Genomic DNA, 23,545 nt, shown 5'->3' with positions numbered 1-23,545 from the left:
AAAGTCCAATTATGAATCTTGACATTTTAGAACTTTTATCATATTGCATTCCTGCTTTGATCACAGGAGGAATTGCTTTTTTCTTTTTTAAAGAACACATACAAAACGAAAATAGTCGTCGTGAGTTTTTAATCAAAAAAGATTTACAAAAAGACTCACTTCCTGTGCGTCTTCAAGCCTATGAGCGTCTGTCGTTATACCTAGAAAGAATTAAACCCTCTAAAATACTATTTAGAGTCAACCCAACTTCTTCAAGTAAAGAAGATTACGAATCATTACTTATTGCAAACATTGAACAAGAATTTGATCATAATTTAGCACAACAAATTTACGTTACAGAAGAATGTTGGAGCATCACTTCGACTGCTAAAAACGCAACGATTCAAATGATTAGAAAAGCAAATTTATCAGACAAAGTTGATAGCGCAGACAAACTTCGTGAAGTTATTTTAACCGATATGATAGACAAAAGATCACCAAGTGATGCAGCATTATCCTATATAAAAGAAGAGGTTTCTAATATTTGGTAGACATTTATAATTCAAGGTTTACTCATGTTTATTTTGAGCATATTCATACCCTTGCTCCCACCATTTTGTCATTAAACGTTTACTAAAAATCAAAGAGTTTTCGGTTAAACTGGTTGGCGTATAATACAGATTGAGTTTTACTCCTCTATTTTTTGCAGCAAGTTTACCAATCACAATATCATTTTTCTCTACCTGATCCAATAAATGACCGAACAAATTAAGCATAAGAGAGAATGGATTTTTACCCAAAACCTTAGAACGCTCCATTTGCTCTGCCTCTAAAACGATGGCATCAATTTCTGTAGCACCACGTATAATGGCTTCTCGTATAGGAATCACACATCCTAAACCACCATCTGCATACTCATAACCATCTACGGTTGCTAACGACATAAACGGAATATAGTTACAAGAAATCCAAACCCAAGTACAGTATTCCTCATAAGAGTAATCTTTAATAGACTTATACTCCACACGATTCATAGACAAGTTCGACACAGTAACTACGACATCCTCTTTTGTCTCCTTGATTCTATTATATTCTTCTTCTGTGAAATTACGTTTTATGTGACGCCTTAGCGCTTTACTCTCTCCAAACGTACGTTTACGCCTAATAAATTGCCAAAGTGAATTCACGAAATCAATAGACACATATTCACGATCTCCTTTTTTGCGCTGCACAAAAGGACTAATACTAAAAATATCGTGTTGTTGCACGTTTGTAAAAACATCGTACAATTTCCCAATATCTCCCAAAGCCAAATGATTTACCAGTAAACTCCCAGTTGACGTTCCTAAAAACATATCATATTTTCGACCTTGGTTTTCCATCAAATATTGCGCAACACCTCCTGCAAACGCTCCTTTACTTCCTCCTCCAGATATCACCAATGCTCTCAAATGAATGTGTTTTTTATTTTAATCATAAAATTATAAACTATTTACTTCTTATTCTGATATAGTATTCAACTCACTAACTTCCTCATCTCTATATTTTGCAAAGTTAAATCCTCTTTGCCACCATTGTGTCATTTTTTCTTTTTCAAATATTAACGAATTAGTAGTAAGCACAGTTGGTGTGTAGTAAAAATTAATAATAGCATTTTCGTTGGTTGCCACGAATTTACCAATTCTAATATTACTGTTTTCAATCCGATCCAACATAAAAGCAAACATATTAGTCAATAACGAAAACGCATTCAAAGAAGGCATTCTGTTAAGCTGCGAAACTTCAGTTTGCAAAACAATAGCATCAACCACTGTTGCTCCTCTTTTAATAGCCTCTTCAATAGGCACCATAGAACCCAAACCACCATCAGCATATTCACAACCGTTCTTTTTCACCAACGACATGAATGGTGTATAATTACAAGATATCCAAACCCAGTCACAATACGCTTCGTAACTAAAATTCTTAATAGATTTATATTCGACTTGATTCAATGACAAATTCGAAACAGTCACTACTACATCTACCGAGCTTTGTTTTAAAGTCTCAAATTCTTCACGTGAAAGAGTATTACGGATTAGCTCCTTTAAATTAAAACTCTCGCCAAAAGTCTTACTCCCTTTTAAAATATTCTTCAAGACATTAAAATGATGAATTCCAATAGTTTCAATACTTTTTTTTCTTTTGATAATAAATGGACACACATTAAAAATGGACGATTGAGTCACGTTAGTATACACATTTTTTATCTTATCAATATTCTTAAGAGCCAAATGTGACACCAACAAGCTACCTGTCGAGGTACCAATAAAAATATCGTAATTAAGTTTTTTATTTTCAATAAGATACTGCGCAACACCTCCTGCAAAGGCACCTTTACTTCCACCTCCAGATATCACTAACGCTCTCACTCTTGATCGATTTTAAATTGCTCAAACATTTGCTTATATGTACTTTCTTTCACCAATTCTGTAATTAATTCTTTTGCGTATTTAGAAAATCGCCAGTTATGATGTTTCGTAGCATCTAAAAGACTTTTTAAAGACTCCACTTCAAATCCGCCAATTAATTTTAAGTAATCAAACGCTTTCATTCGTAATTCAAAATGCTGACCAGGTAAACTATACCCAATTAATTCGTTTAAAACAGCTTGTTTTTGCTCTGGCTGAAATTCTATCGTGTTTAAATGTAACACTAACCAAAGCAACCGCACATTATAATCGTTAAAACCTTTGATATCTTTGGTTTTATGTAAGTATTTGACGCGTTCCTCTGGAAAATTAACCCATAAATTATATAAAGCAACTTCTATTGTTAGATAGGATTTATCGTTTAATAGCGATTCGTATTCTGTTTTTAGTTCCTTCGGAATCTCACCAACATACTGAGCAATGGCTTGTCTTACTTCTAAATTATTTCTAAAAGCCTCAACTTCGATATGATTAGAAATTTGACTCACCACCTTTATTTTTGCCTTATCGGAAATATTAGAAACCAAGTAATCCTTGCATTTTTGAGAATACACATGGCAATCAACATCCATGTATTCTCGCATAAAAGCAGACTTCTTAAGACTTTTTACCATAGCATCTTCCGGAAGCGTCACCTCAGTAAACCAATCGTTTACAAAGACAGATAAATCTTGTTGGCTTGATTTTTCAACTTCAGAAATAAAATCGCTAGTTTTCACATTTCCGAATTGATGTTTATTCAAATACGTTTTCACTCCTTCTTTAAAAGCCGAATCACCAACCTGCTCTCTCAACACATGTAAAGCCCAAGCTCCTTTTTTATAAAAAGTTGTACTACTAGATTTTGGATCTAATAACGACGTGCTTTGCTCAGCTTTATCTTGAGCAATCAACTCTTGTGCATTTTCAAACAATTGCCAGTAATAATGGTCATCGCCAAAAACATCACGCTCTGCCAACAACGCATAATACGTCGCGAATCCTTCTTGAAGCCAGTGATGCTCACTAGAAGTTGATGTCACCAAATCCCCAAACCATTGATGCGCCAACTCGTGCGCATTGACTGTAATGTAATTTCTATCATTAAAACCAATTGAATCAACAACAAAACCATCTGAGAATATTGTTAAACTCGTATTCTCCATCCCAGAATACAAAAAGTCTTTTACAGGCACTTGCTTGTAGTTTTGCCAAGGATATGGAAAACCAATTTCGGCTTCCAGGAAATCAAACATTTGCTTTGAGTAGCGATAGGTTGGTTCCACTTTTAGAGAATCTTCTGGATAATAGTAGTATTCTAGAGGAATTCCACTATTTGAAGTTTCTATTTTTTTGTTGTATTTACCTATTGCTAAAGCGACTAAATAGCTGGACATCGGTTTTTGCATGTCGTAATGCCATTTTGTAAATCCTTCCCCAACTTCTTTATCAATTAATTTACCGTTAGCTAAAACTTCATAACCATTTTCATATGTAATTAACAAATCAAATTCTATCTTATCGTTGACATCATCTATGCTTGGGAGCCAGTTACTAGTGTACTTCCCTTGACCTTGTGTCCAAATTTGATCATCAACATTCACTTTTGTAAAATACAAAGCTTTTCTAGGCTGAGCTTCATAATTAAAGAAAACAGCATATTCTTTATTGGACTGAAAATCAGATATAATCCACAATTTTTTACCATCGTAATTAAATTTCACTCCTTGGTTAGGATCACCAAGAAAATCGAATTTCATATCAATAGCATCAATAAAAACTGAATCCACATCTTTTAGAATCTCGAATTTCACCTTAACCTGACCATAAACCGTTGAAGAATCTGACTCAACCGAAAGTGTACCATGCAACAACTTAAAATCCACATAATCCGTTTGCTGAGCGGTTACATTTCCGAAGAAAAACAAGAAGAATACAAATTGAAATAATCGTTTCATATGTAGGTTTTATCAAAGATGAGACCAAAATACGGTTTTTCTGTCATCTCGACCAACGGGAGAGATCACATTATTAATGTAAGTTCAATATATTCTATTACTAAATTTCTTCTTGTGTTATTTCTGACTAAGTTCGAAACGACAAATCATACAACCTGATGATTTAAAGTTTCCCATTTAGGACTGAAATCTGAAATAAGTTTATTTTTCTTTGCTCTACTCCACTTTTTAAGAATTTTTTCTCTATAAATTGCTGATTTAGAATCTTCAAATCCTTCATAATAAACTAAATAATAGCAATTGTATTTTCCAGCGAAAGATAATTTAGCGTTTTGACTATCAAAGTAATGCTGCGATAGCCTCTTTTGAATATTATTAGTTACACCAATATACAAAGTAGTACGATATTCATTTGCTATGATATAAACGAAATAATTGTAAAGCATATTGAAATATAAGTAATTTTTTTAGCTGCTTGTGTGATTTCTCACTTTGTTCGAAATGACTGAGATTCGCTTTTAGTCATAAAAAATATTATTACGCTTTATTTAATCTTCATTTCATTCACTTTATAGATTCCTTTTTTCAAAGGAATTGGGTAAATTCGCAACTATGAGTTCTAAACTTCAAGCTCCTATAGATTACCTCAAAGGTGTTGGACCCAATCGCGCAGATTTACTGCGAAGCGAATTGGGAATTCATACCTATCAGGATTTAATTAACTTATTTCCAAATCGTTATTTAGATCGCACCAAATATTACAAAATCAAAGAATTACAACGCAATAGCGCAGAGGTTCAAATCATTGGCAATATCACTGGCTTTAAAGAAATAGCGCAAAAAAGAGGCAAACGACTTCTTGCTACATTTCAAGACGATACTGGTCGCATGGATTTAGTCTGGTTTCGTGGTCAAAAATGGATTAAAGAGAACATAAAACCCAATACGCCTTATGTGATCTTCGGAAAAGTGAATTGGTTCAATGGCGTCTTTAGCATGCCACATCCAGAATTCGAACTTTTAAAGGTTCACGAACAGAATTTACACTCATCCATGCAAGCTGTTTATCCGTCCACCGAAAAATCATCTAACAAAGGTGTCACAAATAAAGTGATGAATAACATCATGCAAAATTTGTTTTTAGAAACCAATAGGCGCTTTGTTGAAACGCTTCCAGAATCTATCATTTCTGAACTCAAATTACTTTCAAAAAGCGATGCTCTTTTCAACGTTCATTTCCCTAAAAATAATGAGCTATTAGCACGTGCAGAATTCAGGTTAAAATTTGAAGAATTATTCTACATTCAGTTGCAATTAATTTTAAAGAATCTCATCCATAAATCAAAAATAAAAGGCGTTCCTTTTAAATCGGTTGGCACATATTTCAATTCGTTCTATAATGATCATTTACCATTTGAATTAACCAGCGCTCAAAAACGAGTTCTCAAAGAAATTAGACATGATTTAGGAAGTAATGCGCAAATGAATCGACTTTTACAAGGCGATGTTGGTTCTGGAAAAACAATAGTCGCGTTCATGTCAATGCTTATGGCGCTTGACAATGGTTTTCAAGCGTGCTTAATGGCTCCGACTGCAATTTTGTCAGTACAACACTACCAAGGATTAAGTGAGCTAGCTAATAAATTGAATATCAGTATTCAAATACTTACGGGTTCAAGTACTACTTCACAACGAAGAAAAATTCACGAATCTCTAGAAAATGGCGATTTACAAATTTTAATAGGCACACATGCACTACTCGAAGATAAGGTTAAATTCAAAAATTTAGGGCTTGCGATTATTGATGAGCAACACCGTTTTGGAGTTGCGCAACGATCTAAATTATGGAAAAAAGGCCCTTCCTCTACCCTATCAAACGAGAACGAAACTAACATCATTCCACCACATGTTTTGGTGATGACTGCAACGCCAATTCCGCGTACTTTAGCCATGTCTGTTTATGGCGATTTAGACATCTCAGTTATCGACGAATTACCACCAGGAAGACAAGCCATAAAAACGGTTCATCGTTACGATTCAAATCGACTCAAAGTGATGCGATTTATGCGTGATGAAATTGAAAAAGGCAGACAGATTTATATCGTTTATCCGTTGATTCAAGAAAGTGAACACATGGATTATAAAGATTTAATGGATGGCTATGAAAGTATTATTAGAGAATTTCCGCAGCCAAAATATCAGATTTCCATAGTGCATGGAAAAATGAAACCCGTAGACAAAGAATTTGAAATGCAACGCTTCGTCAAAGGAGAAACACAAATTATGGTTGCGACAACTGTAATAGAAGTTGGTGTTAATGTTCCCAATGCTTCTGTAATGATTATTGAAAGTGCAGAGCGTTTTGGTTTATCACAATTACACCAATTAAGAGGACGTGTTGGTCGTGGTGCAGAACAAAGTTTTTGTATTTTAATGACTAGCCATAAACTGAGCCAAGATAGCAAAGTGCGTTTAGAAACGATGACAAAAACTAGTGATGGCTTTGAAATTGCTGAAGTAGATTTACGACTTAGAGGTCCTGGAGACATTATGGGAACGCAACAAAGTGGTGTTTTAAATCTAAAAATAGCAGATGTCATTAAAGATAGAGATATTTTGCAAAATGCTCGTTTTCATGCAAAACGGATACTTAGCAGTGATCCATCATTAATAAAACCTGAACATAAAACAATCTTAAATGCGTATCGTGAGATCAGTAAATACAAGAATATTTGGAATTATATTTCCTAAGAACGATACAAACAACCTACAATTCTAAATGTTAAAGACAACCACAGATGTGCTAATTATTGGAGCAGGCTTAACAGGTCTCACACTTGCCTATTATTTAAAACAACTTGATGTTTCTGTAATACTTGTAGAAGCAAGAGATCGAAATGGAGGACGTATTCACACGAAACAAAACACCAATCAAGCACCTATTGAACTTGGAGCAACATGGCTTGTCAATGAGCATACTGAGCTTTTAAAGCTATTAAAAATGTTGAAACTTGATGTTTTTGAGCAATTCTACGGAAAGACTGCTATCTACGAAGCAAGTAAAGCAAATCCACCACAATTGGTTAATTTACCACAAAGCGGTCAAGCGAGCTATCGTATTACAAACGGAACTCAAAGCATTATTAACGCTTTATCAGAAGAAATAAAACCTAATCAGATAATCACTAACTGTGTGGTTTCTTCAATAGAAAAGCATGACGATTTTATTTTAGCAAAGTCTGAAGCTCATGAATTTGTGTGTAAACATATTGTTTCTACGCTACCTCCTTACCTATTTGAAAGATCTATTGAGGTTAAACCTGAATTACCTTCCGAAGTAAAAAATATGATGCAAAACACACATACTTGGATGCACGATTCTATTAAAGTTGGATTCACATTCAAAGAACCGTTTTGGAGAGGTGAAAACACTAGTGGTACGATTTATAGTAATGTAAGTCCGTTACAGGAATTCTACGATCATTCAAGTGCAGACGACACTCAACACGCCTTAGTTGGCTTTATGAACAAAGAATTTCATAACCACTCCAAAGCTGAAAGACAAGAATTAGCTCTTCAACAATTAGAGCAATATTACGGGAATCAAGTGAGAAGTTTTTTGTCTTATGAAGAATTAGTTTGGAGTGGTGAACATTTTACGACTTCAAGTTACAATGACTTTATAATGCCACAGAAAAATAATGGTCACCTGCTTTTTCAAAAACCATTTTTAAATAGCACTTTATTCATTACAGGAACAGAAACCAGCACTTATGCTTCTGGTAAAATGGAAGGCGCAGTACGAAGTGCTCAGCAGGTTTTCAATCAAATTAAATCACTTTTATAATTATCTTTATCAAAAAATTAGAATTATGAGCATGCTTCACCTCAAATTAGAAACCGATCCTCGTTGGGCTAAACTTGCAGAAGACAATATTGAAGAAATCTTAACAGATCACGCTTGGTGTGAGCAAAAAGCATGTACCAATGCGATTACGATTATCACACATAACTCTCAATATCCAGATTTAGTAACCGATTTACTTGAACTCGCTAAAGAAGAATTAGAGCATTTTCAAATGGTACATGAGATTATAAAAAAACGAGGTTATACGCTAGGCAGAGAACGAAAAGACAGTTACGTCAATGAACTCTACAAATTTATGAATAAAGGCGGAAGTCACTTACAAAGCATGGTGGATCGCTTACTGTTTTCTGCAATGATAGAAGCTCGTAGCTGCGAACGTTTCAAATTATTATCCCAACGTATTAAAGACCCTGAATTATCTCAATTTTATTATGATTTAATGGTGAGTGAAGCTGGACACTACACCACATTTATTGGTTTTGCTAGAAAATATGGTAAGGATATTGACGTTGATAAGAGATGGCAAGAACTTGTAGAATTTGAAGGTGAGGTCATAAAAAGCTATGGAAAATCAGAATCTATACACGGCTAAATTATGAATACAAAATCATTAATACTAACTCTTATTTTAGCATTTACGCTAAATATTTGCCTTAGCCAGAACAATGAAAAGAAGTCTTTCTCTGAAGAAGAGCTAGCAGAAATGGAAGCTAACTATAAGATTAAAAAAGAAAAAGATAAAGCAGATAGAAAAGAATTAGATGGCACAACGCTTAATGAGCTTGTAATAGAAGATATTGACGGAAACATCCATACACTAGAAAGTCTTAAGGGTAAAGTTGTGTTAATGAATTTTTGGTTTATCCATTGTAAGCCTTGTGTTGCAGAAATCCCAGATCTTAACGAATTAAAAACAAAGTTTAAAGATAAAGATGTTGTGTTTTTAGCTGTTGCTCTAGATAACAAGAAATCTTTAGACAAATTTCTAGAATTACATCCGTTTGATTTAACAATCATACCAAAAGGACGAGAATTAGCTGAGCGTTTCAAAATACCACATTATCCTTACAACGTCATTCTTGATAAAACTGGCACACTTCATTATGTAAGTGATGTGTTGAGTCTGAATATAACAAATCGCTTAAAGCGCAGGATTAATGGCTTCTTAAGATAATTAGATTTAAATATTGGCTATTGCCAGTTCTTAGCTGTTAAGCCTATAAATTTAACATTGAATACAATACTTTTGAAAAGTTTTTAAATACCATTTGACATGACAGTAAAAATTACACACCAATTCAACATAATTCTCATATTGATTTCTATTAGCTTAGGTCAACTTTACGGACAAAATGAAACACTAGACACCTCTTTTGGAACTAACGGAATGATCACTACTCCAATAACAAATAGTGACGATAACAATTTCTTTAAGGCTCTTTTAGAAACAGATGATGGTAAAATTTTAGCAGGAGGAACTGCTGGATATGAGTTTGCATCTTTATTAAGTTATAATCAAGATGGCAGCCTTAATACTGCTTTTGGAACAAACGGAAAACTCATATTAAATTTCAATGGATCTAGAGAACACATCAAAGACATGATTAAACAACCTGATGGAAAAATCTTAATTACTTCAGAAACTAAAAATGAAGATGATGATTATGACTTTATTGTAGCTAGAATAAATCAAGATGGCACTTATGATACATCTTTTGGTAATAATGGTGTTGCAACCATCACTTTTGGCAATGATGACGAGCGTCCATCATCACTAGCACTACAACCTGATGGTAAAATTATTGTCGCTGGCTACACAGATGGAAATATAATTTACAAAATGGCAATAGCGAGACTACTTCCTAATGGCACATTAGACAACACCTTTAGTGATGATGGCAAACAAACATTGATTATAAATAATAGAAGCGAATATTTTAATGACGTAGATATTACCTTTGATGGTAAGATTATTGCATCTGGAGGCACGGTTTTAGCCTCTGGATCTAGTCAAGGCAGAATGGCAATTGTTAGATATCTTAACAACGGAGAACTAGACACTACCTTTGGAAATAACGGAACAGTCGTACTAAATGTACTAAGTGGCTCATGCATCTCTCATACCTTGATAAGCCTACCAGATGGAAAGTCTCTAATTTCTGGTTATGCGGTAGGAAATGATACTGATGGCATACCTTACGTTTTTAGTTTTGCAACCGTTAGATTAGATATTAGTGGTAATCTCGATCCAACTTTTGGTAACAACGGAAAAGCAATAACTGTTTTTACTGGTGGAACATCCCAAATTTTTAAACTGAAAATATCTGATTCTAATGAAATTTTTGCTGTAGGGAGAGCTTCACAAAGTGGACAAGCTGAAGATTTCGCCATTGCAAAATACGATTATGATGGCCAATTAGACACCAATTTTGGTACCAATGGATTAGTAACTACAGATTTCTCTGGAACACATGATAGAGCAAGAGATTTTATCATCCAACCAAACAAGCTAATACTTGCTGGTTTCTCTATGTCTACCTATCCAGAAGAACAATTTGCATTAGCAAGATATGATAATGAAAACGCTTTGAATGTTTCCGAAGTTGAGACTACAAAACACTTTAATATCACTCCTAGTATTACAAGCTCTAACATTACTATAAAATCTCTTACAACCACAAGTATTGCAGATATTTCAATTATTGATATCAATGGAAAAATCATTTACAAGGAAGATATTATATTGAATTCTAATCCAAAAACGATTAATTTAGAAAATCTAAATAAAGGGTATTACTTTGTTAAGATTAATACTGATAAATTAACCGAAACTCATAAAATAATCTTAAAATAGAATAAAGTCTACATGCTCAAAATAGTTACATCATTATTCACCTAATGAACTGTCTACAAACCTAATAAACTCTACTTCAGACTCTGTAGATTTATCATCTGTTGCTAAACTATTTTATCTAGTATGATTTTTTCTTCGGAAAGTATTTCAGATTAAAAAAAACATTAATTTTGCGGTATGAAAATTAAACTTACATCTTTTATAACCTTAGTCTTGGGATTCTGCTTTTTTGCAGCATACCCAAATACTGATGTAAGCTTAACTAATGAAACTTATTTTGAGGTATCAGAAAACGACTTAGAAGATTCATCTGTAAAACCTGTTAGCTACGTACACGCAAATGATTCTTTTGAAAGAATCTTTACGAACAATCAAAATACATTTTCTCCAACATGCTTAAAAAAACTAACAGATGCTGATACTAAAGCAAGCATTAGTAAGCATGAAACCTTAATTAAGCGCAATAGATTTCTTCAATATTCAAGAAATCTTTTTCTGAGTTTTTTAACTACAGATATTATATTCCCTTTTCATACCTTCTGGTAATCCATTTTAACTATTAAGCTGTCATTTTATGACAAAAATTAATTAAGCATTGTATTTACACAATGCTAGAACACCAATACAATAACTTAATATTTTTAAAATGAATTTAGGAGTAACAATTACATCAGCAGTATTAGTACTGTTAGTTATCGCACCCGTTGCACTCATACAACAACAACAAAAGAAAAAAGAACGCAAAATCTTAAAATCTTTAAAAGCACTAGCAAGTAAGTATAATTGCACTTTAACAGAATATGAAGTATTTAAAAATTTTGCAATTGGATTAGATGAAAAAAATAATAATTTATTTTTTTACAAAAAGAATTCGTTAAAAGAAATATCACAACACGTTGATCTTAATAAAATTAAAAGTTGCGGAATTTTAAACTCTAAAAAAGCGAATAATAAAAGTAAACAAGACAATATTGCAAGACTACAATTAATTTTGAATCCACTTGACAATATAAAACACGAACAAACCATTGAAATCTACAATCAAACAGATGATTTTCAATTAAATGGAGAGTTAGATGTTATTCATAAATGGGAGCATCTTATTCAGAATAGTTTAAAATAATTTTTTCACTTAAAACTATCTAATTAAGCCTTGATATATTATATTAAGGCTTAATTTATTTTACAGAATACATATGATAGAAGTAGTTACCACTATATTTTTTTTAATTGCAGTTATAGACCCTATAGGCTCAGTACCTGTATATCTTGAAGCGACTAAACAATTTGACAAAAAACATAAAATAAAAATAGCTATCAGAGCTTCTATAATCGCCTTTTTCATTTTATTATTTTTCATTGTAATAGGACAATTAATACTTGAAGGTATGCAGGTATCTCTGGATGCATTTCAAATTTCTGGAGGCGTTATTCTTTTTCTATTTGCATTAACAATGATTTTTGGAGACGGAAAACCCGAAACAGAAAAACATTCTATTAAAGATTACAAACACGTTACGATATTCCCTGTAGCCATACCATCTATTGCATCTCCTGGCGCAATAATGGCTGTTGTTCTAATGACTGACAATCACTTATATACTATCCAACAACAAGCACTTACAGTTGTTTTAGTTTTAGTTGTCATTGCTATAACATGTTTATTATTACTTGCTGCGAACTTTGTTCAAAAAAGAATTGGAGAATATGGGATTACCGTAATTAGTAAAATTATGGGATTAATATTAGCGTCTTATGCAATACAAAGCATACTAAGTGGAGTTAAAGATTTTTTCTTTGTGTAAAACCTTTTATTCCTCTATTAACAACTCAGTAATAAATGTTTCAAACTCCTCTTTAAATTCTATAAATTTCTCACCTGTTGCAGGACCATTAAACCCTGTATGAATCTTTCTAACCTTTCCTTTTTTATCAATAAAAATCGAAGTTGGATAAGACAATACATGATTTAGCATTGGTAGTTTTTCTTGTGCTTTAGATTTATCTGAAGAACCATACTGAGCCAAAAGAATTGGATATTGAATTCCAATATCATCTTTTAATCGTTTGATACTTGAGAAAGCTTTTTCCTCAGATTTAGCATATTCAAAAGCTAAAGCCACAAATTCTATATCTTTTTCAGCATTACTATTATAAAATTCTGAATAATATTTACTCTCATCTAAACAATTTGGACACCACGTTCCCATGATTTGTACAACAACAACTTTGTTTTTAAATTGATCATCAGATAAAGAGATTTGATTTCCGTTTGTATCAGGAAATGTAAATTCTAATGCATCATAACCTTCATTTAAAAAAGTAAGTTCATTTGCACTTGGCAATTCATAATTTTCATTGCGTTTAGCTGTAAAAGGTTCTACCCAATGATTTCCTGAGTAAAACTTTCCGTTCATGATACTATCATTAACTTCTGCAGTAAATAAAAATGCATGTGCTCCATCAAAAGTTGAAAGTTTCATAGTATTTCCATCCATTACGCCTTCTAAATACCTGTAATCTCCAGTGGTTGTTCTAAAAGTTCCTGTAACGCTATTACCTTTTTGCTCAAAAGTCCCTTTCGCTATATATTTATCTTCTTCGGAATCTGGACTAAACACAGTTTCCCAATTTCCAGTAACGTTTTGACTAGGTGTTTCCGTTTTTAGATCGAAACGTGTTTTGTTTCCAATTTCTGCAGAAAAAGGCACCACACGATCCAAACTCTCTTTTATAAAGCTCCCTTTTAACGTGCCATCTTTCACAACTGCTCTAATATAACCCTCAAAAACTGGTGTTTTTATAACAATAGTATCATTTGAATACTCGATATCTGTCACCATAATTATCTCACCTGCATTGAAAATTTTGAGTGCGTCACGAGATGTCACTTCAAAATTAAATGGCAGCATCTCTGTTTCTGTAAGTTGCAACTCTGCTCTCCAAACACCTTCTTGCAAGGCATCTGGACGATTAAGATTGCAACCAAAAATCAAAAGTAAAACTGGTAAGAGAAGTAATTTTCGCATAATGGGCTTTGTTATTAAAAACATATAGTCTCAGCAAAGATAAACTTCTTACAAATAATGCCTAGCAATGGGTTTAATAACATGACCTAATTTGGATTTTTAGAATTTCCGAAGAAAAAAAAGAAGATTATGGCTATTTTTTAACAAAAAATAACCTCGAAACTATTAGTATTATTATCTTTGGCAATTGACAAAATAAGACAATGAAGATATCATATAATTGGCTAAAACAATTTTTAAAAACCGATTGGCCTGCTGAAAAAACTGGAGAATTATTAACCGATTTAGGTTTAGAAATTGAAGGCATTGACAGCTACCAATCTGTAAAAGGAGGTCTAGAAGGTATTGTCGTAGGTGAGGTTTTAACTTGCGTACAACATCCAAATGCAGACAGATTAAAAATAACTACAGTCAATATTGGTGGTGATAAACCGCTTCAAATTGTTTGTGGAGCACCTAATGTTACTGCTGGTCAAAAAGTACCTGTTGCAACTATTGGAACGACACTTTATACTGAAACTGGCGAAGCTTGGAAAATCAAGAAAGGTAAGATTAGAGGTGAAGAAAGTCATGGTATGATTTGCGCTGAAGACGAATTAGGACTTGGAAAATCTCATGATGGCATCATGGTTCTTGATGAAAAATTAGAAGTTGGAGCACTCGCTGCAGATATTTTTGATATTGAAAATGATGAAGTTTTTGAAATTGGCTTAACACCAAACAGAGCAGATGCGATGAGTCATTATGGTGTTGCTCGTGATTTAAAAGCTGGATTATTACAAACAGATGACATTAATACTGAATTAATTACACCATCTGTAAGTTCTTTTCATGTAGATAGCAGAACTCTTAAAATTGGTATTGATGTTGAAGATTACAACTTAGCACCTCGATATTGTGGAGTTACCATTACTGGTCTTAAAGTTGATTCGTCTCCTGCCTGGCTACAAAACAGATTAAAGACTATTGGCTTAACGCCAAAAAACAATATTGTTGATATCACTAATTATGTCTTACATGAATTAGGACAACCTTTACATGCATTTGATGCTGCAAAAATTTCTGGTAATAAAGTAATTGTAAAAACGTTACCAGAAGGCACAAAATTCACAACACTTGATGATGTAGAACGTGAGCTAAGCGCAGATGACCTTATGATTTGTGATGCAGAGAAGCCAATGTGTATTGCTGGTGTTTTTGGAGGTGCTCATTCTGGAGTATCAGAAGGAACTACTAGTGTTTTCTTGGAAAGCGCGTATTTCAATCCGGTGAGTATTAGAAAAACCGCTAAGCGTCACGCTCTAAACACAGATGCCTCTTTTAGATTTGAACGAGGTATTGACCCTAACATTACAGATTACGCTTTAAAGCGTGCTGCCTTACTAATTGTTGAGATTGCTGGTGGAGAAATTTCTAGTGATTTAATGGATTCTTATCCTAAGAAAATAGAAGATTTTCAAGTCCGTTTAAGTTTTGATAACGCGACTAAATTGATTGGAGAAGAAATCCCAAAAGAAACTATAAAACGAATTTTAGCGTCATTAGAGATTAAAGTCAATAATGTAACAGAAACAGGTTTAGGCCTTACTGTTCCAGCATACAGAAATGATGTACAGCGTGAAGCAGATGTCATAGAAGAAATTTTACGTGTGTACGGTTACAATAATATTCGTACTACAGAAAAGTTAAACGCTTCCATTTCTAACACGTCTAAATTTGAAGATTACAAGATTCAAAATATTATTGGAAACCAATTATCGTCTCAAGGCTTCTTTGAAATTTTATCAAATTCGCTTACAACTCCAAAATATATTGATTTAAGTGATCAATTAAAAGAAGAGCACAATGTTGAAATGCTCAATCCTTTGAGTAACGATTTAAGTGTGATGCGCCAAAGTTTACTGTTTTCTGGATTAGAAGCTGTAAGTTATAATATCAATAGAAAACGTGATGACTTAAAGTTGTATGAATTTGGAAAAACCTACCATAGTTATAATGAAGGCTATGAAGAATTAAAGCATCTTTCTATGTTTTTAACAGGGAACAAATCTAATTTACGTTGGAATGCTCCTGTTCAAAAAAGTGATTTCTTTTACTTAAAAGGTATTGTAAATAGTACACTAGAACGTTTAGGTTTATCGAGACATAAGGTGTCTCCTGTAAAAAATGATGTATTTAGCGAAGGGATTAGTTTATCAATTGGAAAGAAAAAACTGGTTGACTTTGGGATTGTAAATAAAAAGGTTTTGAAGCACTTCGGAATTTCTCAAGAAGTTCTCTATGCCGATTTCAATTGGGATAATGTCATTGAAATGGCAGCACACAACACAATCAAATTTAAAGACATCCCTAAATACCCTGAAGTACGTCGTGATTTTGCATTACTATTAGACAACGATGTTACTTTTGAAGATATTGATAAAATTGCAATGCAAACCGAAAAGCAACTCCTTAAAGATGTTGATCTTTTTGATGTGTATCAGGGTAAAAATCTTCCGAAGGGAAAGAAAAGTTACGCTGTGAGTTTTATGATTCAAGATGAACACAAAACACTTACAGATAAGCAAATTGATAAAATCATGAATAAACTTCAAGCTAATTTTGAAAAACAGCTTGGTGCTGAGTTGAGATAAATAAAAAGCCCTTTCAATTTGAAGAGGCTTTTTATTTTATTTTTACTATCGCGCCAACGTTACAGTACCATTGCAAGTTTCTCCATACCTTACACATTCTGAACCTGTCACCTGATTTCTAACACTTTGAGAGGTTCCAGTAAACGTATCAGTAGCTTCATCATAAATTAAACTCATAGAATTAGTCGCTGTTTGATAATTTATTCCACCGCATTCTGGTGTGAAAAAATCTTGATAACTTAAATTTATAGTCAAAATATCATTTTCAAAAGTAAAGCCATTTGTCAAATAATTCCCATTGGAATCATCAGGCAAGACAACTGTATAATCATCATTTAATGTTAAAAGTTCACCAGATCCATTATCTGTAAAAGTGTCACCATTAGAAACAACACAATTAGAGTTTTCGGCAAAAGTCCAATCACCAAAAATACTTCGTTTTGAATAGGTTTCAACATAAGTAAAAGCACCATCAATACTTTCTAACACCAAACTAGAACCTGTTAATTCTAAAATTTCAGAAATATCAGTATCACCTTCTAATGTATCATGTAAAAAATTACCATCTTCAATTGAATAATTACTAACAACAGTATCTGCCATTGAACAATCGCCTTCAGTTTCACCATAAAATTGAGTAGCAGTCAATTGAGTTTGATTAAAAGTCATTACTTCATCACAATCATCTGTACTAAAAATATTAGCACCATTTTCAGTTGCTGCAATTAATATCCATGGACCAATTAATAGTTGAGCATCAACTGGCTCATCAGAACCAACAGTAGCTGACCCAAAAGCGACACATCCATAATCATCAATCACCATTACGTAGTACTCTCCATCTTCTGGTGCTGTAATTGAATGACCTATTAATTCTGTACTCATTTCACCAGTAGACCAATAAAAATCATAATTGGTAGAATCTCCATTAACAATAGCTACCAAAAGATTTCCTGGATCAACTCCAATAATAACTTCTAATTGAGAATTATCGCATAGATTCTCGTCAAGTTCAACAACTTCAGAACACACATAATCTGTATAAGGAATTGTACAAGAAATTTCGCCAGCATTAGATGATGATCTATTACCATCATCATCGGAACAATCACCAAACATATCACACTGCACCATACCATCAGTATCTTTAGGTATAAATTGCCCACCTTGCTCTATGGATTCAGCTGTATAAAATATAGCTATACCAGCCATAACTATTACAAAAACCAACAAATTTAAACTTGACCTATTGTTATTATCATTATTAAAAACATAAGCAAAATGCTCTAGAGTTTCGATATTCTGATTAATAGCTTGAGAAAACAACAAATCATCTTGACTGTTTAGAAAATTCCCAACGTTGTTCATTTGGCTGCTCTCTGTTAGTTGATTTACACCATCTTCTCCTCCATAATATGTAACACCTTCTTCAGTTTCTATAAAAACCTTGTTAAAAATTTGACCTGTTAGCCCATTTTGTTGATACAAAGAATGAATCGCTCCTGCTCCGTCAAATTCTATAATTGTAGATATTCCAGACCCATCATCACTTACTATATGAGTTAATTTTTCAATATTCCCTGAGCTGTCGTGCTTAAAATAACTGGTTAATTGATTGTTAGTAGCGTTTTCAACATAAGTGGTTTTAGGAGCAATTGAATTTGAAGTGGCAGATTCAACATGTCTCATTATTGTTAATCCATTGTCTTGAATGATATCTTGATTATCATTATCATCTGAACAAGAAAACAAAACAGTTATTAAACTAAATAGGAAATAAAAGCGAATAAAATTTTTCATAATTGGTTGGTTTGTTAATTAATAGCACATACAAAATACTAAAAAATTATTTTATCATAGAATACCTAGTATTGGGTAAATTCTCTAAAATCACTTAATAAAAGTCTAAAAATGAACTAGAAGCTAATTTTAAAAATTAGCTTGACACATAGTTAAAGCGTAGAAATGCATATCTGTTAAACTATTGCAAAATATTATACAGACCTTGCTTTTAACATTCAAATAATCCTTAATTTTAACATTCATAAAAACTCAATAAAATGGCTACAGTAACATTAGGTGGAAACCCAGTACATACATCAGGAACATTACCTGAAAAAGGATCAAAAACTCCAGATTTCAAATTAACCGCAACAGATTTAGCTTCTAAATCATTAAGTGATTATGCTGGACAGAATTTGGTGTTAAATGTATTCCCAAGTGTTGACACAGGAACTTGTGCAACATCTATTAGAGAATTCAACAAAGCTGCTAGTACATTAGAGAACACCAAAGTACTTTGTATTTCTAAAGATTTACCTTTTGCTATGGCTCGTTTTTGTGGTGCAGAAGGATTGGATAACGTGGAGAGTTTATCAGATTTTAGAGATGGTAACTTCGGAAAATCTTACGGACTAGATTTTACAGACGGAGCATTTCAATCATTGCTATCTAGATGTGTGATTGTTGTAGATAGTGAAGGTAAAGTTATCTATACAGAACAAGTTCCTGAAATTGCAGATGAGCCTAACTATGAAGCTGCACTTAACGCTTTAAAATAGAGTAGTAATAAACTCAGTGATTCCGAAGAAAATTCAGAATACATGCAAAAAAAAGAATCATTTCTAGTCAATAGACTTAAAAGTGTAGGTTATGCTTTTAAAGGTGCTATATACTTAATTAGAACAGAATCCAGTATTAAAATCCAAGTGTTTTGCGCTATGGCTATAACTATTGCTGGATTCTACTTTGATATTTCTAGAACCGAGTGGTTGTTCCAAATTGCATTTATTGGCTTAGTTATGGGACTTGAAGGCATGAATACTGCTATAGAAAGTATTTCAGATTTTATCCATCCAGAAAGACATGAGGCTATTGGCAAAATAAAAGATATTGCTGCTGGAGCTGTTTTTATTGCAGCAATATGTGCTGCTACTGCTGCTCTGGTTATTTATGTACCTAAAATTTTTTAAGGCTAAATTACCATAACAGTAACATTAACTCCCTCATTTGCTTCCAACTTAGGAACTAAAGCATGATACGTCGCATTTGGAGCTTCTGCAGTTGCATTGAGAACAAATGTAACTGTTAAGTATAATTGACCATTATCGCAGTTTTTTACAAGTCCGTCGTAATCAATAAGCTGAAACCCATTAGTCAAGCCTTTTTTTCCAATAATTAAATCGTAAGCATCAAAATCTATTTGGGGCATACAATCTCCTGTTACCAAATTATCAAATACAGCTTGAGACCTTATAATTGTAAAATCATCAGATAAATCAATATCCATTTGATAAGGCGTATTTACACAATCATACTCAACTTCAAGACTCGTGATACTAATTGTTGCTGGTGAACATTCATCATCATTAGAGCATGAATTAGTCACAAAAACTAATAAAAAAGCGATACTAAAAACTATAATTTTTCTCATAATAGGATGTCTTTATAAAGTAGATGCAAAATTTAGTAAAAGGTTGCGTCAAATTTAAAACATCTCTCTAGGATTAACGTTAGTTATTTGTATTTTTGTTGAGATGCACAAGTAGCTCAAATTTGAAACTTAAACTATTTCCGTTGTCCCGGAAAGCAAACATGGCAAAGAAAAAAACCAAGACTAAAAGCAAGGCTAAAACCACTTCGAAATTTAAAAAACCGAGTTTTAAACTATCGAGTCAGCAAAAACTGATTTTTGGTAGCCTATTGATTATACTTGGCATTTTGATGTTTGTTGCCTTTTTATCTTTTTTCTTTACAGGTCAAGCAGACCAAAGTACGCTCTCTGAAATGGCATCGAGAGATGTAAAAGCACAAAACTGGTTGAATAAATTAGGCGCTTGGACAAGTGATTTTTTTATTAATAAAGGTTTTGGGATTGCGTCATTTATATTTTCTGGCTTGTTTTTCTTGTCTGGAATATATATTACACTAGATATCAATAAAGCAAGATTACGTCGTCATTGGATTTGGGGAACCTTAATCACTATTTGGCTCTCTATCTTTTTTGGTTTCTTCTCACATTATAATGATAAGCTTGGTGGCACCATTGGTTTTGAGATGAATTCATTTTTTCAAGATTATATTGGCAAAATAGGTACTATACTCCTACTCCTTTTTGTATTAATCACTTATTTAGCAATTAGATTTGGCATTAATGGAGACACCTTTGTGAAATTATTTAAACGCGCTAAAAGTGATATCAAAAACGAAGTTAACTCTGTAACAGATGATTCCACATTTACAGTTGACAATGATTTATCTGCAGAAGCTGAAGATATAAAATCTGCTTTCGATCTAAAAGTTGAAGAGCCAAAACCTAAAAAGGTTGTCAAAAAGCCTGAACCAGAATTAAAGCAAACCCTACAACCAGAACTAAGTGTTGAGGCAAAAAAAGAACCTGAGACAAATGATGCTGAATTAAGCATAGAAATAGAAACTGTAGAAGAAGAAATTTCAGAAACTGATAACCTATCCAATAAACTTGTTGAAGATTATGGACAGTTTGATCCTACACTAGATTTGAGCAAGTTTCAATTCCCTCCTTTAGATTTATTAAAAAAATATGATACTGAAGGAATTACCATTAATCAAGAAGAACTTGAAGACAATAAAAACCGAATCGTAGAAACCCTAAACAACTACAAAATTGGGATTGCAAGTATCAAAGCTACAATTGGACCAACCGTAACTTTATATGAAATCGTGCCAGAAGCAGGTGTACGTATTTCAAAAATTAAAAACCTTGAAGATGATATCGCTTTATCATTATCTGCTTTAGGGATTCGTATTATTGCTCCTATCCCAGGAAAAGGAACCATTGGGATTGAAGTACCAAATAAAAACGCGACGATTGTTTCTATGAGATCTGTTATTGCATCGCAGAAATTTCAAAAATCTGAAATGGAACTCCCAATTGCTTTTGGTAAAACCATTAGTAACGAAACCTTTGTCGTCGATTTGGCTAGAATGCCTCACATGTTGATGGCTGGAGCAACAGGACAAGGTAAATCGGTTGGATTAAATGCAGTATTAACCTCGTTACTTTATAAAAAACATCCTGCAGAAGTTAAGTTTGTACTCGTAGATCCTAAAAAAGTAGAATTAACATTATTCAATAAAATTGAGCGTCATTATTTAGCAAAACTTCCAGATAGTGAAGAAGCTATAATCACAGATAACACCAAGGTTATTAATACATTAAATTCACTATGTATTGAAATGGATAACCGTTACGAGATGCTTAAAAATGCATTATGTCGTAATATCAAAGAATATAATACAAAATTTAAGGCTCGTAAATTAAATCCAAATGACGGTCATCACTTCCTACCATATATTGTTTTGGTAGTAGATGAGTTCGCCGATTTAATTATGACCGCTGGTAAAGAGGTAGAAACTCCTATTGCGCGTTTAGCACAGTTAGCTCGTGCTATTGGGATTCACTTGATTGTCGCAACTCAGCGTCCATCTGTAAATGTGATTACTGGTATTATTAAAGCCAATTTCCCTGCGCGTATCGCATTTAGAGTAACTTCAAAAATTGATTCACGTACCATTTTAGATGGTGGTGGAGCAGATCAACTCATTGGTCGTGGTGATATGTTGTATACCTCCGGAAATGAGATAACTCGTATACAATGTGCTTTTGTAGATACTCCAGAAGTGGAAAGAATCACAGAATTTATTGGAGGACAAAAAGCATATCCTGAAGCTTATTTATTACCAGAGTACGTTGGTGAAGAAAGTGGCACAGGTCTTGATAATAACATTGCAGATAGAGATAAGTTATTTAGAGAAGCTGCCGAAATTATTGTCACTGCACAACAAGGTTCTGCTTCTTTATTACAACGTAAACTAAAATTAGGTTACAATAGAGCTGGTCGTTTAATTGATCAACTGGAAGCTGCAGGAATTGTTGGTGGCTTTGAGGGAAGTAAAGCACGACAGGTTTTAGTTCCAGATTTTGTAGCTCTAGATGCATTATTATCAAACGAAATTTAATTATAACGGTACATTTCCGCAGGAAATAAAAATTAAAACGATTAAACGAGCATGTTCAAAAATTTGTCTTCGAAAAAAAAGATTGATAGCGAACAGCATGTGACCATAAGGAAACAATAAAAACAAACACATGAAACAAATAATTATAGTATTAGCATTTTTAATTAGTAGCATAGGATTTTCTCAAGATTCTAAAAAAGCAGAAGCATTACTAAATGAAGTTTATAATAAAGCGCAAGCTTATGAGAACATCTCAGTAGATTTTAAATACGTTTTAGAGAACGTGAGTGAGGATATTAAGCAAGAAACTCGTGGTGATGTTGTCATGCAAGGTGATAAATACCTGCTTAACATTTTAGGTGTTACTCGAATATTTGATGGCAAAAAGCTGTATTCTATTAGTCCGGAAGATGAAGAAGTAACGATTTCATCAGACAACTCTGAAGACGAAAATAGCATTACTCCTAGTAAAATGATGTCTTTCTATAAAGAAGGTTATACATATGTAATGGATATTGTACAAGATGTCAAGGGTAGAAAGATTCAGTTTGTAAAATTGTATCCTATTGATACTAACTCTGAGATAAAAGAAATTTACCTTGGTATTGATGCCAAAACAAAACACATTTATAGATTGATTGAAGTTGGTCAAAATGGAACAAAAACAACATTGACTGTTAATTCTTTTAAAACTAATGAGCCAATTTCAAAAACCTTATTTACTTTTGACGAGAATAAGTACAAAGATTATTACATCAATAAGTTAGATTAGGC

General features: G+C 33.1%; 21 protein-coding genes. 14 read left to right on the top strand and 7 right to left on the bottom strand.

What is annotated here, in order from left to right:
* Positions 1-11 precede the first annotated feature (11 nt).
* Entirely contained in the window at positions 12-530 is a 519-nt protein-coding gene (locus IM744_RS08300; RefSeq protein ID WP_194507661.1) for a DUF7935 family protein, read from the top strand.
* 18 nt (positions 531-548) lie between these two features.
* On the opposite strand, the gene IM744_RS08295 is transcribed toward IM744_RS08300, so the two are convergent.
* The 4 genes from IM744_RS08295 to IM744_RS08280 form a co-directional block, all read right to left on the bottom strand.
* Positions 549-1,430 carry a patatin-like phospholipase family protein gene (locus IM744_RS08295; RefSeq protein WP_194507660.1) on the bottom strand — a complete coding sequence of 294 codons (882 nt, stop codon included), beginning with the start codon at positions 1,428-1,430 and terminating at the stop codon, positions 549-551.
* A gap of 48 nt (positions 1,431-1,478) precedes the next feature.
* Positions 1,479-2,390, bottom strand: coding sequence for a patatin-like phospholipase family protein (locus IM744_RS08290; RefSeq protein WP_194507659.1), 912 nt, complete (start codon positions 2,388-2,390; stop codon positions 1,479-1,481).
* Positions 2,387-4,387 carry a M1 family metallopeptidase gene (locus tag IM744_RS08285; protein ID WP_194507658.1) on the bottom strand — a complete coding sequence of 667 codons (2,001 nt, stop codon included), beginning with the start codon at positions 4,385-4,387 and terminating at the stop codon, positions 2,387-2,389. Before IM744_RS08285 ends, IM744_RS08290 begins: the two co-directional genes overlap by 4 nt.
* A 146-nt stretch (positions 4,388-4,533) precedes the next feature.
* Positions 4,534-4,833 (bottom strand): GIY-YIG nuclease family protein, encoded by a 300-nt coding sequence (locus IM744_RS08280; protein ID WP_194507657.1) that lies wholly within the window; start codon positions 4,831-4,833, stop codon positions 4,534-4,536.
* A gap of 166 nt (positions 4,834-4,999) precedes the next feature.
* On the opposite strand from IM744_RS08280, the gene recG reads away from it, so the two are divergent.
* The 8 genes from recG to IM744_RS08240 all read left to right on the top strand — a co-directional run bounded on the left by recG (position 5,000) and on the right by IM744_RS08240 (position 12,914).
* Positions 5,000-7,138: an ATP-dependent DNA helicase RecG gene (recG, locus tag IM744_RS08275; protein ID WP_194507656.1), complete on the top strand. Its 2,139-nt coding sequence runs from the start codon at positions 5,000-5,002 to the stop codon at positions 7,136-7,138.
* Positions 7,139-7,166: 28 nt separating this feature from the next.
* Positions 7,167-8,234: a flavin monoamine oxidase family protein gene (locus IM744_RS08270; RefSeq protein ID WP_194507655.1), complete on the top strand. Its 1,068-nt coding sequence runs from the start codon at positions 7,167-7,169 to the stop codon at positions 8,232-8,234.
* A 31-nt stretch (positions 8,235-8,265) separates the two neighbouring features.
* The gene (miaE, locus tag IM744_RS08265; RefSeq protein WP_194507959.1) at positions 8,266-8,847 is read left to right on the top strand and encodes a tRNA-(ms[2]io[6]A)-hydroxylase; all 582 of its coding nucleotides are present in this window, start codon (positions 8,266-8,268) and stop codon (positions 8,845-8,847) included.
* Positions 8,848-8,850: 3 nt separating this feature from the next.
* A complete protein-coding gene (locus IM744_RS08260) occupies positions 8,851-9,429 on the top strand; it encodes a peroxiredoxin family protein (protein ID WP_194507654.1) in 579 nt (192 codons plus the stop codon).
* Positions 9,430-9,528: 99 nt separating this feature from the next.
* Positions 9,529-11,109: a T9SS type A sorting domain-containing protein gene (locus IM744_RS08255; RefSeq protein ID WP_194507653.1), complete on the top strand. Its 1,581-nt coding sequence runs from the start codon at positions 9,529-9,531 to the stop codon at positions 11,107-11,109.
* Between the two features lie 177 nt (positions 11,110-11,286).
* Positions 11,287-11,655: a hypothetical protein gene (locus tag IM744_RS08250; protein WP_194507652.1), complete on the top strand. Its 369-nt coding sequence runs from the start codon at positions 11,287-11,289 to the stop codon at positions 11,653-11,655.
* Between the two features lie 100 nt (positions 11,656-11,755).
* On the top strand, positions 11,756-12,232 hold the full coding sequence (locus IM744_RS08245) for a hypothetical protein (protein ID WP_194507651.1): 477 nt from the start codon (positions 11,756-11,758) through the stop codon (positions 12,230-12,232).
* 73 nt (positions 12,233-12,305) lie between these two features.
* On the top strand, positions 12,306-12,914 hold the full coding sequence (locus tag IM744_RS08240; protein WP_194507650.1) for a MarC family protein: 609 nt from the start codon (positions 12,306-12,308) through the stop codon (positions 12,912-12,914).
* A gap of 6 nt (positions 12,915-12,920) precedes the next feature.
* Here the strand turns inward: IM744_RS08240 and IM744_RS08235 are convergent, their stop codons facing one another.
* The gene (locus IM744_RS08235; RefSeq protein WP_194507649.1) at positions 12,921-14,138 is read right to left on the bottom strand and encodes a peroxiredoxin family protein; all 1,218 of its coding nucleotides are present in this window, start codon (positions 14,136-14,138) and stop codon (positions 12,921-12,923) included.
* 203 nt (positions 14,139-14,341) lie between these two features.
* Between IM744_RS08235 and pheT the strand changes: the two genes are divergently transcribed.
* The gene (pheT, locus tag IM744_RS08230; protein ID WP_194507648.1) at positions 14,342-16,771 is read left to right on the top strand and encodes a phenylalanine--tRNA ligase subunit beta; all 2,430 of its coding nucleotides are present in this window, start codon (positions 14,342-14,344) and stop codon (positions 16,769-16,771) included.
* A gap of 45 nt (positions 16,772-16,816) precedes the next feature.
* Here pheT and IM744_RS08225 read toward each other — a convergent pair whose 3' ends face one another.
* Positions 16,817-18,571, bottom strand: coding sequence for a lipocalin-like domain-containing protein (locus IM744_RS08225; protein WP_194507647.1), 1,755 nt, complete (start codon positions 18,569-18,571; stop codon positions 16,817-16,819).
* A 260-nt stretch (positions 18,572-18,831) separates the two neighbouring features.
* On the opposite strand from IM744_RS08225, the gene tpx reads away from it, so the two are divergent.
* Both tpx and IM744_RS08215 read left to right on the top strand, forming a co-directional pair.
* Entirely contained in the window at positions 18,832-19,332 is a 501-nt protein-coding gene (tpx, locus tag IM744_RS08220) for a thiol peroxidase (RefSeq protein ID WP_194507646.1), read from the top strand.
* 42 nt (positions 19,333-19,374) lie between these two features.
* Positions 19,375-19,743: a diacylglycerol kinase gene (locus IM744_RS08215; RefSeq protein ID WP_194507645.1), complete on the top strand. Its 369-nt coding sequence runs from the start codon at positions 19,375-19,377 to the stop codon at positions 19,741-19,743.
* A 2-nt stretch (positions 19,744-19,745) separates the two neighbouring features.
* Here the strand turns inward: IM744_RS08215 and IM744_RS08210 are convergent, their stop codons facing one another.
* Entirely contained in the window at positions 19,746-20,204 is a 459-nt protein-coding gene (locus tag IM744_RS08210; protein WP_194507644.1) for a hypothetical protein, read from the bottom strand.
* A 161-nt stretch (positions 20,205-20,365) separates the two neighbouring features.
* On the opposite strand from IM744_RS08210, the gene IM744_RS08205 reads away from it, so the two are divergent.
* Both IM744_RS08205 and IM744_RS08200 read left to right on the top strand, forming a co-directional pair.
* Positions 20,366-22,771 carry a DNA translocase FtsK gene (locus IM744_RS08205; protein ID WP_194507643.1) on the top strand — a complete coding sequence of 802 codons (2,406 nt, stop codon included), beginning with the start codon at positions 20,366-20,368 and terminating at the stop codon, positions 22,769-22,771.
* A 130-nt stretch (positions 22,772-22,901) separates the two neighbouring features.
* On the top strand, positions 22,902-23,543 hold the full coding sequence (locus IM744_RS08200) for a LolA family protein (RefSeq protein ID WP_194507642.1): 642 nt from the start codon (positions 22,902-22,904) through the stop codon (positions 23,541-23,543).
* The last annotated feature ends 2 nt before the right edge of the window (positions 23,544-23,545 follow it).

The organism is Psychroserpens luteus, from assembly GCF_015319355.1.
In the GTDB taxonomy this organism is placed as follows: Bacteria; Bacteroidota; Bacteroidia; order Flavobacteriales; family Flavobacteriaceae; genus Psychroserpens; species Psychroserpens luteus.
Note: the sequence above shows the minus strand (reverse complement) of the source record. Positions and strands in the feature narration are given on the sequence as shown.

Excerpts from the sequence above, each read along its gene's own strand:
- IM744_RS08215 (WP_194507645.1), top strand. The coding sequence starts at position 19,375 with ATGCAAAAAAAAGAATCATTTCTAGTCAATAGACTTAAAAGTGTAGGT.
- IM744_RS08285 (WP_194507658.1), bottom strand. The coding sequence starts at position 4,387 with ATGAAACGATTATTTCAATTTGTATTCTTCTTGTTTTTCTTCGGAAAT.
- IM744_RS08200 (WP_194507642.1), top strand. The coding sequence starts at position 22,902 with ATGAAACAAATAATTATAGTATTAGCATTTTTAATTAGTAGCATAGGA.
- IM744_RS08255 (WP_194507653.1), top strand. The coding sequence starts at position 9,529 with ATGACAGTAAAAATTACACACCAATTCAACATAATTCTCATATTGATT.
- tpx (WP_194507646.1), top strand. The coding sequence starts at position 18,832 with ATGGCTACAGTAACATTAGGTGGAAACCCAGTACATACATCAGGAACA.
- IM744_RS08210 (WP_194507644.1), bottom strand. The coding sequence starts at position 20,204 with ATGAGAAAAATTATAGTTTTTAGTATCGCTTTTTTATTAGTTTTTGTG.
- IM744_RS08250 (WP_194507652.1), top strand. The coding sequence starts at position 11,287 with ATGAAAATTAAACTTACATCTTTTATAACCTTAGTCTTGGGATTCTGC.
- IM744_RS08205 (WP_194507643.1), top strand. The coding sequence starts at position 20,366 with ATGGCAAAGAAAAAAACCAAGACTAAAAGCAAGGCTAAAACCACTTCG.
- IM744_RS08225 (WP_194507647.1), bottom strand. The coding sequence starts at position 18,571 with ATGAAAAATTTTATTCGCTTTTATTTCCTATTTAGTTTAATAACTGTT.
- IM744_RS08260 (WP_194507654.1), top strand. The coding sequence starts at position 8,851 with ATGAATACAAAATCATTAATACTAACTCTTATTTTAGCATTTACGCTA.
- IM744_RS08245 (WP_194507651.1), top strand. The coding sequence starts at position 11,756 with ATGAATTTAGGAGTAACAATTACATCAGCAGTATTAGTACTGTTAGTT.
- IM744_RS08235 (WP_194507649.1), bottom strand. The coding sequence starts at position 14,138 with ATGCGAAAATTACTTCTCTTACCAGTTTTACTTTTGATTTTTGGTTGC.
- recG (WP_194507656.1), top strand. The coding sequence starts at position 5,000 with ATGAGTTCTAAACTTCAAGCTCCTATAGATTACCTCAAAGGTGTTGGA.
- pheT (WP_194507648.1), top strand. The coding sequence starts at position 14,342 with ATGAAGATATCATATAATTGGCTAAAACAATTTTTAAAAACCGATTGG.
- IM744_RS08300 (WP_194507661.1), top strand. The coding sequence starts at position 12 with ATGAATCTTGACATTTTAGAACTTTTATCATATTGCATTCCTGCTTTG.
- IM744_RS08240 (WP_194507650.1), top strand. The coding sequence starts at position 12,306 with ATGATAGAAGTAGTTACCACTATATTTTTTTTAATTGCAGTTATAGAC.
- IM744_RS08280 (WP_194507657.1), bottom strand. The coding sequence starts at position 4,833 with ATGCTTTACAATTATTTCGTTTATATCATAGCAAATGAATATCGTACT.
- miaE (WP_194507959.1), top strand. The coding sequence starts at position 8,266 with ATGCTTCACCTCAAATTAGAAACCGATCCTCGTTGGGCTAAACTTGCA.
- IM744_RS08270 (WP_194507655.1), top strand. The coding sequence starts at position 7,167 with ATGTTAAAGACAACCACAGATGTGCTAATTATTGGAGCAGGCTTAACA.